The sequence below is a fragment of the Modestobacter sp. KNN46-3 genome, assembly GCF_011039295.1.
Map to the genome: position 1 here is coordinate 1 of NZ_JAAKGN010000143.1, position 12,654 is coordinate 12,654.

The window sequence follows — 12,654 nt, forward strand, 5'->3', positions numbered from 1 at the left end:
CCCACGGACTCCCGCAGCGCGTAGACCTCCCGGGTGACCGGGCCCTCGTCGGTGACCAGGGTGAAGCGGGTGGAGGTGGCATCGGCCAGCGGCGGGGAGCCGAGGTCGGCGGTCTCCGCGATGCCGGCGTCCATCGCCCGGGCGGCGAGCTGCTGCACGGTGGCCTGGTCGACGTGCTGGACCTGCACGTTGGGCCAGGCCGGTCCCGGGTAGATGGCCGGCACCGGCCCCTGGGTGATCACCCGCCCGTCGGCATAGACGCTCACGACCGGCAGCCGCGCGGCCAGCATCTCCGGCGTCGTGAAGCCGCCGACGTCGGCGACCTGGAGGACCAGCGCCTCCTGGCCCTCCGGCAACGAGACCGTCTCCGACTCCGTCGGCGTCTCGCTGGACGGTCCGGGCGGCGCGGCCCCGGTGCCGCCCTGCTCGGCGCAGGCGGTCAGCAGCAGGGTCGCCAGTGCGAGACCGACGGCGGGACGGAGGGCAGGTGAGTTCCGCACAGGGAGTACACGGCTCGGCGGCCCAGGGGGTTCCACGGGTCCTGCGCGCTCCCGCCGGTGCGGAGGGCCGGTCGGACGGCCGGTAGCGTCGTCGTCCGTGCGCCTGGTCATTGCCCGCTGCTCCGTGGACTACATCGGGCGGCTCACCGCCCACCTCCCGCCCGCCACCCGGCTGCTGCTGGTGAAGGCCGACGGCTCGGTGTCCATCCACGCCGACGACCGGGCCTACAAGCCGCTGAACTGGATGAGCCCGCCGTGCTCGGTCAAGGAGGAGCTGACCGACGGCGCGGGCACCTGGACGGTCACCAACAAGGCCGGCGAGCAGCTGATCATCACGATCGAGTCGGTCGAGCACGACTCCCGGCACGACCTCGGCGTCGACCCCGGCCTGCAGAAGGACGGCGTGGAGGCGGACCTGCAGCGGCTGCTCGCGCTGCACGTGGAGACCTTCGGCGAGGGGTGGTCGCTGGTGCGCCGCGAGTACCCGACCGCGATCGGCCCGGTCGACCTGCTCTGCCGGGACGCCGGCGGCGCGACGGTGGCCGTGGAGATCAAGCGCCGCGGCGAGATCGACGGGGTCGAGCAGCTGACCCGCTACCTGGAGCTGCTCAACCGCGACCCGCGGCTGGCCCCGGTCAAGGGCGTGTTCGCCGCACAGGAGATCAAGCCGCAGGCCCGGGTGCTGGCCGCCGACCGCGGCATCGACTGCCTGACCGTCGACTACGCCGTCCTCAAGGGCACCGACGACCCCTCGCAGCGCCTCTTCTAGAAGGACCCCGTCGCCCCCCACCACCCGCTCCGCGCGCGGCGGGCCCCTGCGACGGGGCCGAACTACCAGCCGGTAGGGACTGGGTCGGGCGCTGGTGCGAAACTGCTCGTGATCACCGGACGGCGGAGGGATGGCAGCGTGGCCAGAGAACTGACCGAGGTCGGCGTGGTGGGGCTGGGCACGATGGGTGCCGGCATCGCCGAGGTGCTCGCCCGGGCCGGGTTGTCGGTGACGGCGGTCGAGGTGGCCGACGAGGCGCTGGACCGCGGACGGGCGCACGTCGAGCAGTCCACCGGCAAGGCCGTCGCCCGCGGGAAGCTCGAGCCCGCCGAGCGCGACGCCATCCTGTCCCGGATCCGGTTCACCACCGCGATGGAGGACCTCGCCGTCGCCGAGCTGGTCGTCGAGGCCATCCCGGAGCGGATGGAGCTCAAGGCCCAGCTGTTCTCGAAGCTGGACGCGATCTGTCCGCCGGACACCATCCTGGCGACCAACACCTCCAGCCTGTCGGTCACCGAGCTGTCGGTCACCACCGGCCGCCCCGGCAAGGTCATCGGGATGCACTTCTTCAACCCGGCGCCGGTGATGAAGCTGGTCGAGATCGTGCGCACCGTGGTCACCGAGCCCTCGGTGGTCGAGGACGTCGAGGCGCTGGCCGCGCGGCTGGGCAAGATCGACGTGACCATCGGCGACAAGGCGGGGTTCATCGCCAACGCCCTGCTGTTCGGCTACCTCAACCACGCCGTCTCGATGTTCGAGAACCGCTACGCCAGCCGCGAGGACATCGACGCCGCGATGCGCCTGGGCTGCGGCCTGCCGATGGGCCCGCTCGCGCTGATGGACCTGATCGGGATCGACACCGCCTACGAGATCCTCGTGACGATGTACCAGCAGTCGCGCAACCGGCTGCACGCCCCCGCGCCGATCATCAAGCAGATGATGACCGCCGGGCTGCTGGGCCGGAAGAGCGGCCGCGGCTTCTACACCTACGCCGGGCGCGACTCCGCCGAGGTCGTCCCGGACGCCGCGACGCCGGCCACCGGCGGCGCCGCCGAGGGGGCCCGCCCGATCCGCAGCGTCGGCGTCGTGGGCTCCGGGACGATGGCCGTCGGCATCGTCGAGGTGGTCGCCAAGGGCGGCTACGACGTCACCTTCGTCGCCCGCACCCTGGACAAGGTCGAGGCCGTGCAGCACGCGCTGACCCGGTCGCTGGACAAGCAGGTCGCCCGCGGCCGCCTGGACGAGGCGGAGCGGGACGCCGCCCTCGCCCGGGTCACCGGCTCCGCCCAGCTCGACGACCTCGCCGGCGCCGACCTGGTCATCGAGGCCGTGGTCGAGCACCTGGGCGTCAAGCAGGCGCTGTTCGCCGCGCTGGGGGAGATCGCCAAGCCCGGTGCGGTGCTGGCCACCACGACGTCCAGCCTGCCGGTCATCGAGTGCGCGAAGGCCAGCGAGCGCCCCGGGGACGTCGTGGGGCTGCACTTCTTCAACCCCGCGCCGGTGATGAAGCTGGTCGAGGTCGTCTCCACGATCGCCACCGAGCCCGACGTGGCCGCCACCGCGCACGCGCTGTGCGCGCAGCTGGGCAAGCACGCGGTCTCCTGCACCGACCGCGCCGGGTTCGTCGTCAACGCGCTGCTGTTCCCCTACCTCAACGACGCGGTGAAGATGCTGGAGGCGCACTACGCGACCGCCGACGACATCGACGCGGCGATGAAGGTCGGCTGCGGCTACCCGATGGGCCCCTTCGAGCTGCTGGACGTCGTCGGGCTGGACGTCGCCCTGGCGATCGAGCGCGAGCTGTACACCGAGTTCCGCGAGCCCGGGTTCGCCCCCGCGCCGCTGCTCGAGCACCTGGTGACCGCCGGCTACCTCGGCCGCAAGGCCGGTCGCGGCTTCCGCGACCACGCGAACCGGTAGCCGGTGCCCCGCCGAGGTGGCTCGCGGCGTGGTCCGGGGCGTGCCCGGACCACGCAGCCGGGGCGTGGGCCGACGGCGGCCCGGCAGCCGGTCGAGGAGGCCTCCGACGGCGACTGGGTGGTGCGGCCGCTCAGCGGGGCGGGCAGTGACAAGAGCTACCGCTGCCCGGGGTGTGATCAGCTGATCCCGCCACGGACCCCGCACCTGGTCACCTGGCCGGCCTACGCCCGGGACTCCGACCTGGACCCGTGGGACACCGACTCGGCCGCCGACTGGCGACGGCACTGGCACACCGTCTGCTGGCGGGCCCGCGGCCGCCGCCGCTGAGGAAGGACCACCCTTCCCCCCACCCTTCGCAGGCTCAGGGTGGGTCCCTGAAGGGTGGCCGTTCCATCATCCTGCGGATGCGTGGACGACGACGTTGTCGGTATAGCTGCGGCGGCCGCGGTCGAAGCTGCCGCCGCAGGTGATCAGCCGGAGCTCGGCGCCGGTCGTCGGCCCGTAGACCTCGTCGGTGGGGAAGTCGTCCTTGGGGTGGGTGGCCACCCGGGTCACGGTGAACGTCACCGGTCGGCCGTCGCTGCCGGTGGCGACCACCTGGTCACCCGGGCTGAGCTCCGCCAGTCGGGCGAACACCCCGGGGCCGGTGTGGTCGTCGACGTGCCCGGCCAGCACCGCCGGGCCCACCTCACCGGGCACTGGGCCGGCGGCGAACCAGCCCGCCTGCTGGACGTCCTCCGGGGGCAGCAGGGCGCCGGCGTCGTCGACCCCGATCGGGACGAGGTCGGTGTCCACGCCGATCGCGGCGATGCGCAGCCCGACCGGGGCCGCGACGGTCCGCTTTGCCGGCACCTCCGTGGCGGAGCCGAGGACCACCGGGCCGGGTGGGGAGGCGACCGCGGTGTCGGGCACGGCGTCGCCCGGGTGGTCCACGAGTGCCGCGCTGCCGGCGAGGAGGGCCACCACGAGCAGTCCTGCCCGCAGTGCCGCCCGCCCGCGCCGGCCGGTCGATGTCGTCATCGTCGGCCGGTCAGGACGTCGGGAACGGCGGTGCGTGCCCACGGCGGGGCCGGCGCACCCCGACGGCCAGCAGCAGGGCGGTGAGCGAGAGGGCGGCGAGCGCAGCGCGGCCGACCGGCAGCCCGTCGTCCGCCGCGGTGCCACCGCCGCCGGCCTCGACCCCGCCGACCGGCACGACGCCCGGGCCGGCGGCGTCGAGCGTGGTCGTCACGGTGAGCCCGCCCCCCTCGCGGTCCAGGACGAGCACGGTGTGGACGGCCCCGGCGGCGAGGTCGACGGGCAGCTCGGCAGAGGTGCCGTCGGCGCCGCTGACGACGAGCGTGCCGGCGCCACCGGGCACGTCGACGGGGTCGGTCGACTCGGCGAACGCCAGGTCGGTGGCGAGCACGGTGCCCCCGCCCAGGGCGACGTCCAGCGGGGAGCCGGTCGATGCGGCGTCGAGGACCCGGGCGCGGGCGGAACCGGCCGGCGGCAGCGTGAGGTCGTCGGTCAGCACGGCGAGGCCCAGGTCGGCGAAGAGCCCCACGCCGGCGACCGTGGTCGCGCTCCCGGGGGCCACGGTGACCGTGGTGGCCAGCACCGGCGGGCTGCCCTGGTCGGCCCCGGCCGCGCGGGCGCTGACGGTGTACGTGCCCGCCGGCACGCGCTGGTAGGGCGAGACGTCGCCGTAGCCGACCGCGGGCAGCTCGACCTCGACGTCCGGCTCGGACACCGCGTCGATGGTGGCATCGACCGAGGGGGTGTCCGGGGAGAGGTGGGCCATCCGGACCAGGCCGCTGTCCGCCGGGGGCGCGGCCGCCGCCCCGACGGCGAGCGGCATCCCCAGCGCGCACAGGCCCGCGCTGAGCACGGCGACGAGCGTGGTCCGCGACAGCCGGGCCACGGTGCTCCGCTCCGGTGCTGGTCGGTTCCTTCGATCCCGTGCAGTGCGGGCGAGGTGCGCCGACCAGGGCCGCCGCGGAGCAGTGGCCGCGGTCAGCTCCGGTTCGCCGGGGGCGGCCCGCCCTGCCCGGCCGGCACGGCCGGGGTCGGCTGGACCCGCGTCACCGGACCGCGGGCCGGTACCGGCGGCGTTTGCCGCACGCCGGGCTGGGGCCGCTGCTGCGGTGCCCGCTCGGCCGCCGGCTGCTCCGCCGTCGACCGGCCCGCCGTCGTCCGCTCTGCCGCGGGTGCCTGCTGCTGGCTCGGGTGGGCCGGTGCCGGCGTCCGGACCGGCTGCTGGGCACCGGCCGTGGGCACCGACTGGGCCGGGACCGACTGCGTCTGGACGGACTGGACCGGCACGGCCTGCGTCTCGGTGGGGTGCGGCTGAGCGGTTCCCGGCTCCGGGGCGGCCGGGCGGTCCTCCGCGCCGGGCTGCTCCCCGGTGGGCTCGGATGGCCCGTCCTGCTCGGACCCGGCCGCGGTGGGCTGCGACGGGGCCGCCTCGGCCTGCTGGACCGACTCGGCCGGAGCCGTCGGTCGCGGCTCCTCGTCCCGCGGCGCCTGGTCGGAGAGGTCCGGCAGCCGGCCGAGCAGGGTGCGCACGTCGGCCAGCCGGCGGGTCAGGTCGTCTCGCACCTTCCGGATCGCCGCCGCCGAGGCCTCCGCCTCGGTGAGCGTGTGGTGCGCCCGCTCGTCGGCCTCGGCGATCCGCTGCTGGGCGGCGGCGATCGAGGACTGCTCGCGCTCCTCCTCCAGCCGGGCGGCCTCGGTGCGGCGGGCCCGCTGGGCGATCTCGAAGTCCTGCTCGGCCTTGGTGCGACGGCCCACGGAGTCGGCGTCCAGCTGGGCCACCCGCTCCCGGGCCTTGGTGACCAGGTCGTCGGCGCGGGACTGGGCGACCACGGCGATCTGCTCGGCGTGCTGGCGCGCTTCGCCGACCAGGCGCTCGGCCTCGGCCCGGCTGGCGGCCGAGCGCTCCCCGAGGGCGCGCTCCTCGCCGGCGATCCGCTCCCGGATCGCCTCCGCCTCGGCGGCGACGGCGGCCTGCAGCTGGGCGGCCTGCTCCTCGGCCTGGCGGCGGATCTCCGACGCCTCGTCCTGCGCGAGCTGCAGCATGTTGGAGATGCGCTCGCCCATGTTCTCGAACGTGGGCGCGCTGGCACTGGCGGCGCGGCGCCGCAGCGACTCCACCTCGCCGTGCAGCGCCTGCAGCTGACGGGCGAGGTCGGCCGACCGGGACACGGCGGCGTCCCGGTCGGCCAGCGCCACCCGCAGGTCGGCGTCCAGGCTGGCCAGCGTCTCGGCGACCTGGTCGCGGTCGTACCCCTTGCGCACCACGTCGAAGGTGGGGCCGCCGTCGCGGAAACCGAACTCGTCGTCGCGGGGGTCGCTCATGCCCTCATCCTCGCATTGATCCAGTGCCGCAGTCAGCGTGTCGAGGGCCGCACCCCGCGAACTCCCAGGTGGCCCGTCGTCACACGTCGCGGAAGCGGTTGATCGCCGTCAGGTGGCGCTCGCGCTTGGCCGAGTCCTTCACGCCCAGGCCCTCCTCCGGGGCGAGGGTCAGCACGCCGACCTTGCCCTGGTGCAGGTTGCGGTGGACGTCGTAGGCGGCCTGGCCGACGTCGTCCATGGCGTAGGTCTTCGACAGCGTCGGGTGGATCAGGCCCCGGTCGATCAGCCGGTTGGCCTCCCAGGCCTCGCGGTAGTTGGCGAAGTGCGAGCCGACGATCCGCTTGAGGTTCATCCAGAGGTAGCGGTTGTCGTAGGAGTGCAGGAAGCCGCTGGTCGAGGCGCAGGTGACGATCGTGCCGCCCTTCTTGGCGACGTAGACGCTGGCGCCGAAGGTCTCCCGGCCGGGGTGCTCGAAGACGATGTCCGCGTCGTCCCCGCCGGTCAGTTCGCGGATCTTCGCCCCGAGCCGCTGCCACTCCTTCGGGTCCTGGGTCTCCTCGTCCTTCCAGAACCGATAGCCCTCCGCGGAGCGGTCGATGACCAGCTCGGCGCCCATCCGGCGGACGATCTCCGCCTTCTCCGGGCTGCTCACCACGCAGACCGGGATGGCCCCGCCGTTGAGCGCCATCTGGGTGGCGTAGGAGCCGAGCCCGCCGGAGGCGCCCCAGATCAGGACGACGTCGCCCTGCTTCATGTTCGCGCCGTTGTGGCTGACCAGCTGCCGGTAGGCGGTGGAGTTGACCAGCCCCGGGCAGGCCGCCTCCTCCCAGGTGAGGTGCGCCGGCTTGGGCATCAGCTGGTTGCTCTTGACCAGGGACAGCTCGGCCAGGCCGCCGAAGTTGGTCTCGAAGCCCCAGATCCGCTGCTGCGGGTCCATCATCGTGTCGTCGTGGCCGGCCGGGTCCTCGAGCTCGACGGACAGGCAGTGGGCGACGACCTCGTCGCCGGGCTTCCACTTGTTGACCCCGGGGCCGACCGCGACCACGACGCCGGCGAGGTCCGAGCCGACCACGTGGTACGGCAGGTCGTGCTTCCTGGTCAGGTCGTTGAGCCGGCCGTAGCGGGCGAGGAAGCCGAAGGTCGAGACCGGCTCGAAGATCGACGTCCAGACGGTGTTGTAGTTGACCGAGGAGGCCATCACCGCGATCAGCGCCTCGCCCGGCCCGATCTCCGGGGTCGGCACCTCCTCGACGTGCAGGGCCTTGCGGGGGTCCTTCTCCTTGGTGGGCAGGCCCTCGAACATGTCCTGTTCGTCCTTGCGGACCAGCACGGCGCGGTAGGACCCCGGTGTCGGGAGCCCTCCGATCGCGTCGAGGTCGTCGGCGAGGATGGCGTCCCTGATCTGGTCCATGCGTGCGCTCCCGGGTCGTCGTTGGCTCGGAGGGTGCAGGTGGTGGCGCGGAGGTTACTGACCAGTAGCTCCGGTTGACCAGGTCATGTGACCCAGGCGACTCATCCGTGGGTGGCGGGCTCGACCAGCTCGATGAGCACCCCGCCGGCGTCCTTGGGGTGCACGAAGTTGACCCGGCTGTCGGAGGTGCCGCGGCGGGGCTCGTCGTAGAGGAGCCGGAGGCCGCGCTCGCGCAGCGCAGCACTCGCCGCCTCGACGTCGGTGACCCGGAAGGCCAGCTGCTGCAGGCCCGGGCCCGAACGGCCGATGAACTTCGCGATGGTGGACTCCGGGGTCAGGGGTGCGAGCAGCTGGACCCGGGTCTCGCCGTCGCCGAGCGCGAGCATCGCCTCGCGGACGCCCTGCTCCTCGTTGGTCTCCTCGTGGACCGAGTGGATGCCGAAGGTCCTCGCGTAGAAGGCGATCGCCTCGTCCAGGTCGGGGACGGCGATGCCGACGTGGTCGATCGTGGTGAACAGGCCGGTGTGCGCGTCGTCGGGCACGGCGGAGGTCATGCCGCGCATCCTGCCGCCGTCGCTCGGCCACCGGCAGCCGGTTGTGACGGGGTTCACGCTCGTTCGGTGGCCGCGGTCACCGGCCTGGGCCCGCCGGACGGCGCGAGCCCTATCCTGGCGGCAGCCCGTGGTGCCCCGAGGGACTGCCCGAGGAACTGCGCGGTGTCCTGCCGAGACGGTCGCCAACGGCGGTGACCGGAAGCCACTGGAGCCTCGATGAGCCAGCCCGCATCCACCCGTTCCGTCATCGTCGGGGGTGCTCGTACCCCGATGGGCCGCCTGCTCGGCTCGCTGAAGGACTTCTCCGCCGCCGACCTCGGCGGGATCGCGATCAAGGCGGCGCTCGAGCGTGCCGGCATCACCGGCGACCAGGTCGACTACGTGATCATGGGCCACGTCATCCAGGCCGGCGCCGGCCAGAACCCGGCCCGGCCCGCGGCGGTGGCCGGCGGCATCCCGATGTCGGTGCCCTCGTTCACGCTGAACAAGGTGTGCCTGTCCGGCATGGACGCGATCGCGCTGGCCGACCAGCTGATCCGGGCCGGTGAGTTCGAGGTCGTGGTCGCCGGGGGCATGGAGTCGATGACCCAGGCGCCGCACCTGCTGCCCACCTCGCGCACCGGCGTCAAGTACGGCGACGCCACGCTGGTCGACGCGATGGCCCACGACGGGCTCACCGACACCTTCGACCAGGTGGCGATGGGCGCGCTCACCGAGCAGGCCAACAGTCGGTACGGGCTGACCCGCGAGGAGCAGGACGCCTTCGCCGCCGCCAGTCACCAGAAGGCCGCCGCAGCGCAGAAGAACGGCCTGTTCGACGACGAGATCACCCCGGTGCTCATCCCGCAGCGCAAGGGCGACCCGATCGAGTTCCGCGAGGACGAGGGCATTCGCCCGGACACCACCGCGGAGAGCCTGGGCCGGCTGAAGCCGGCGTTCTCGAAGGACGGCACGATCACCGCCGCGACCGCCTCGCAGATCTCCGACGGCGCCTGCGCGGTCGTGGTCATGTCCGCGGCCAAGGCCGAGGAGCTGGGGCTGACCGTGCTCGCCGAGATCGGTGCGCACGGCGTCGTCGCGGGGCCGGACGCCACGTTGCAGAGCCAGCCCTCACGGGCGATCGCCAAGGCCTGTGCGCGGGAGGGCATCGACCCCGCCGACCTGGACCTGGTCGAGCTCAACGAGGCGTTCGCCGCCGTCGGCATCGTCTCCACCCGCGAACTGGCGGTCGACCCGGAGAAGGTCAACCCCAACGGGGGCGCCATCGCGCTGGGCCACCCGATCGGGATGAGCGGCGCCCGGATCGTGCTGCACCTGGTGCTCGAGCTCGGCCGCCGCGGTGGCGGGGTGGGTGCCGCGGCGCTGTGCGGCGGCGGTGGCCAGGGCGACGCGCTGGTCCTGCACGTGCCCGCCCGGGCGTGACCTCGCCGCCGGAGGGCACGGCCGTCCAGTCGCCGGCCGCCGTTGTCCCGTCGGGGCGGCGGGGCCGGCGGGCGGCCGACGTCGGCACCCTGGTGTCCCGCGCCCGCGAGGGCGACGCCCGCTCGGTGGCCCGGCTGATCTCCCTCGTCGAGGACGCCAGCCCGCTGCTGCGCGAGGTCGCGGCCGCGCTCGCGCCGCACACCGGCCGGGCCCGGGTCCTGGGCCTCACCGGCCCGCCCGGGGTGGGGAAGTCCACGACCACGACCGCCCTCGTGCGCGCCTTCCGCCGGGCCGGCCAGCGGGTCGGGGTGCTGGCGGTCGACCCGTCGTCCCCCTTCTCCGGCGGCGCGCTGCTGGGCGACCGGGTGCGGATGCAGGACCACGCCGGCGACAGTGGCGTCTACATCCGCTCGATGGCCTCCCGCGGCCACCTCGGCGGGCTGGCCTGGGCCACCCCACAGGCGATGCGGGTGCTCGACGCCGCCGGCTGCGATGTCGTCCTGGTGGAGACCGTCGGGGTGGGGCAGTCCGAGCTGGAGGTCGCCTCGCTCGCCGACACCACGCTGGTGCTGCTGGCGCCGGGGATGGGTGACGGGATCCAGGCGGCCAAGGCCGGCATCCTCGAGGTCGCCGACGTCTTCGTCGTCAACAAGGCCGACCGGGACGGCGCGGACACCACCGTGCGCGACCTGCGGGCGATGCTCTCCCTCGGCGGCCGGCACACCGAGGCCGGGGCCTGGCGCCCACCGATCGTGAAGACGGTCGCCTCCCGCGACACCGACAACGGGGTCGACGACGTCCTGGCCCGGCTCGCCGAGCACGGCGAGTGGCTGGACTCCTCCGGGGAGGGGCGCCGGCGGCGGGTCGAGCGCGCCGCCCGCGAGGTCGAGGCGATCGCGGTCGCCGGGCTGCGGGAGCGGATGGGCGACGTCTCCGGCTCCGCGGCGCTCGGTGCCCTGGCCGAGCAGGTGGTGGCGGGGGAGACCGACCCCTACCGCGCGGCCGACCAGCTCATCGCGCACCTCTAGGGGTCGGCGGGCAGGATGGCGGCGTGAACGGGACCCCGGATGCCGTCGTCGTCGGAGCCGGACCGAACGGGCTGGCAGGCGCGCTGCGGCTGGCCGCGGCCGGGCTGTCGGTGCGGGTGGTCGAACGCGGCGAGCGGGCCGGCGGGGGGCTGCGCACCGAGGAGGTGACGCTGCCGGGCTACCAGCACGACATCTGCGCCTCGGTGCACCCGATGGCCGCGACCGCGCCGTTCTTCCAGGAGTTCGACCTGGCCTCCCGCGGGGTCCGGCTGCTGCAGCCGGAGATCAACTTCGCCCACCCGCTGGACGGCGGCCGCGCTGCGGTCTCGCACCACTCGCTGGAGCAGACCGCCGCCGGGTTGGGCCGGGACGAGCGTGGCTACCGCAGGCTCTTCGGGCCGCTGCTGCGCCAGGCCGACGAGATCACCGACTTCTTCCTGACCTCGGCGTTCCGGCGGCTGCCGCCGGTGAAGGGGTTCGCCGGGATCGCCGGCTTCGGGCTGCAGGGGCTGCCCAGCGTGGGCTGGCTGGCCCGCCGGCACTTCGACGACGACGCGGCCCGGGCGCTGATCGCCGGTGCCGCCGCGCACGGGATGCTCGACCTGAGCCGCCCGCTGACCGCGGCGCTGGGCATGTTCCTGGGGATGATGAGCCACCACAACGGCTGGCCGCTGATCGAGGGCGGCTCGCAGCGGCTGGCCGACGCGATGGTCACCGCCCTGGAGCAGCAGGGCGGCGAGGTCGTCACCGGCCACGAGGTCACCGACCTGCGCGAGTTCGACGGCGTCCCGGCCGTGCTGCTGGACACCTCGCCCAGCGCGTTCGTGGCGATGGCCGGCAACCAGGTGTCCCCGGGCTACCGCCGCTGGGTGAAGCGGTACAAGCACGGGCCCGGGGTCTTCAAGGTCGACTGGGCGCTGTCGGAGCCGGTGCCGTGGGCCAACGCCGACGTCCGCCGGGCCGGCACGGTGCACGTCGCCGGGACGATGGAGGAGACGATCGCCGGGGAGGCCGCGCCGGCGGCCGGGCGGATCACCGACCAGCCGTACGTGCTCGCCGTCCAGCCCACGGTCGTCGACCCCTCGCGCGCCCCGGAGGGCGGGCACGTCTTCTGGGCCTACGTGCACGTGCCGCACGGCTCGACCGTCGACATGACGGAGGCGATCGAGGCGCAGGTGGAGCGGTTCGCCCCGGGGTTCCGGGACACGATCCTGGCCCGGCACACCATGCACGCCGGGGAGATGGAGCGCTGGAACCCCAACGACGTCGGCGGGGACATCTCCAACGGCGAGGCGTCGCTGCGGCAGATGCTGGCCCGGCCGGTGCCGCGGTGGAACACCTACAAGACCCCGGTCCGCGGCACCTACCTGGCGTCCTCGGCGACCCCGCCCGGGCCCGCCGTGCACGGCCATTGCGGCGACAACGCCGCGCGGGTCGCCCTGCGCGAGGTCTTCGGCATCCGGGACGCCGAGGTCAGGAAGAAGTCGGTGATCTCGTCGGCCTGGCGCAGCAGCGGCCCGAAGAGCCTGCGGTAGCCACGCTCGTCCCGGCCCAACCCGGCGGCGGTCTCGCACCACTCGCTGGAGCAGACCGCCGCGCGGCCGCCGTCCAGCGGGTGGGCGAAGTTGATCTCCGGCTGCAGCAGCCGGACCCCGCGGGAGGCCAGGTCGAACTCCTGGAAGAACGGCGCGGTCGCGGCCATCGGGTGCAC

General features: G+C 74.2%; 12 protein-coding genes. 6 read left to right on the plus strand and 6 right to left on the minus strand.

Annotated features, from left to right (window positions below; genetic code table 11):
- Nucleotides 1–500, minus strand: a 500-nt coding sequence (locus G5C62_RS21500; RefSeq protein ID WP_206330774.1) for a hypothetical protein, incomplete at its 3' end; no start/stop codon positions are given.
- A gap of 97 nt (nucleotides 501–597) precedes the next feature.
- Between G5C62_RS21500 and nucS the strand changes: the two genes are divergently transcribed.
- The 3 genes from nucS to G5C62_RS28285 all read left to right on the plus strand — a co-directional run bounded on the left by nucS (nucleotide 598) and on the right by G5C62_RS28285 (nucleotide 3,516).
- The gene (gene nucS / locus G5C62_RS21505) at nucleotides 598–1,269 is read left to right on the plus strand and encodes an endonuclease NucS (RefSeq protein ID WP_036340129.1); all 672 of its coding nucleotides are present in this window, start codon (nucleotides 598–600) and stop codon (nucleotides 1,267–1,269) included.
- A 138-nt stretch (nucleotides 1,270–1,407) separates the two neighbouring features.
- Nucleotides 1,408–3,189, plus strand: a complete 1,782-nt coding sequence (locus G5C62_RS21510; RefSeq protein ID WP_164702615.1) for a 3-hydroxyacyl-CoA dehydrogenase family protein — start codon at nucleotides 1,408–1,410, stop codon at nucleotides 3,187–3,189.
- 117 nt (nucleotides 3,190–3,306) lie between these two features.
- Nucleotides 3,307–3,516, plus strand: coding sequence for a hypothetical protein (locus G5C62_RS28285; protein ID WP_241176053.1), 210 nt, complete (start codon nucleotides 3,307–3,309; stop codon nucleotides 3,514–3,516).
- Between the two features lie 66 nt (nucleotides 3,517–3,582).
- Here the strand turns inward: G5C62_RS28285 and G5C62_RS21520 are convergent, their stop codons facing one another.
- The 5 genes from G5C62_RS21520 to mce form a co-directional block, all read right to left on the minus strand.
- Nucleotides 3,583–4,209 (minus strand): class F sortase, encoded by a 627-nt coding sequence (locus G5C62_RS21520; protein WP_164702617.1) that lies wholly within the window; start codon nucleotides 4,207–4,209, stop codon nucleotides 3,583–3,585.
- A gap of 10 nt (nucleotides 4,210–4,219) precedes the next feature.
- A complete protein-coding gene (locus G5C62_RS21525; RefSeq protein WP_241176054.1) occupies nucleotides 4,220–5,092 on the minus strand; it encodes a DUF4397 domain-containing protein in 873 nt (290 codons plus the stop codon).
- A gap of 92 nt (nucleotides 5,093–5,184) precedes the next feature.
- On the minus strand, nucleotides 5,185–6,528 hold the full coding sequence (locus G5C62_RS21530) for a hypothetical protein (protein WP_164702618.1): 1,344 nt from the start codon (nucleotides 6,526–6,528) through the stop codon (nucleotides 5,185–5,187).
- Nucleotides 6,529–6,607: 79 nt separating this feature from the next.
- On the minus strand, nucleotides 6,608–7,939 hold the full coding sequence (gene ccrA, locus G5C62_RS21535) for a crotonyl-CoA carboxylase/reductase (RefSeq protein WP_164702619.1): 1,332 nt from the start codon (nucleotides 7,937–7,939) through the stop codon (nucleotides 6,608–6,610).
- A gap of 101 nt (nucleotides 7,940–8,040) precedes the next feature.
- Nucleotides 8,041–8,493, minus strand: a complete 453-nt coding sequence (gene mce, locus G5C62_RS21540; RefSeq protein ID WP_206330775.1) for a methylmalonyl-CoA epimerase — start codon at nucleotides 8,491–8,493, stop codon at nucleotides 8,041–8,043.
- Nucleotides 8,494–8,709: 216 nt separating this feature from the next.
- Here mce and G5C62_RS21545 point away from each other — a divergent pair, with 216 nt between their 5' ends.
- From G5C62_RS21545 to G5C62_RS21555, 3 genes are read left to right on the plus strand one after another with little or no spacing between them, the layout of a single operon-like run.
- Nucleotides 8,710–9,915 (plus strand): acetyl-CoA C-acetyltransferase, encoded by a 1,206-nt coding sequence (locus tag G5C62_RS21545; RefSeq protein ID WP_164702621.1) that lies wholly within the window; start codon nucleotides 8,710–8,712, stop codon nucleotides 9,913–9,915.
- Nucleotides 9,912–10,943 carry a methylmalonyl Co-A mutase-associated GTPase MeaB gene (meaB, locus tag G5C62_RS21550; protein ID WP_081975599.1) on the plus strand — a complete coding sequence of 344 codons (1,032 nt, stop codon included), beginning with the start codon at nucleotides 9,912–9,914 and terminating at the stop codon, nucleotides 10,941–10,943. The genes G5C62_RS21545 and meaB overlap by 4 nt, the downstream gene beginning before the upstream one ends.
- Before the next feature lie 23 nt (nucleotides 10,944–10,966).
- Nucleotides 10,967–12,478, plus strand: a complete 1,512-nt coding sequence (locus tag G5C62_RS21555; protein WP_164702622.1) for an NAD(P)/FAD-dependent oxidoreductase — start codon at nucleotides 10,967–10,969, stop codon at nucleotides 12,476–12,478.
- The last annotated feature ends 176 nt before the right edge of the window (nucleotides 12,479–12,654 follow it).

Coding starts and splice junctions, on each gene's coding strand:
- G5C62_RS21520 (WP_164702617.1), bottom strand. CDS start 4,209: ATGACGACATCGACCGGCCGGCGCGGGCGGGCGGCACTGCGGGCAGGA.
- G5C62_RS21530 (WP_164702618.1), bottom strand. CDS start 6,528: ATGAGCGACCCCCGCGACGACGAGTTCGGTTTCCGCGACGGCGGCCCC.
- ccrA (WP_164702619.1), bottom strand. CDS start 7,939: ATGGACCAGATCAGGGACGCCATCCTCGCCGACGACCTCGACGCGATC.
- mce (WP_206330775.1), bottom strand. CDS start 8,493: ATGACCTCCGCCGTGCCCGACGACGCGCACACCGGCCTGTTCACCACG.
- G5C62_RS21545 (WP_164702621.1), top strand. CDS start 8,710: ATGAGCCAGCCCGCATCCACCCGTTCCGTCATCGTCGGGGGTGCTCGT.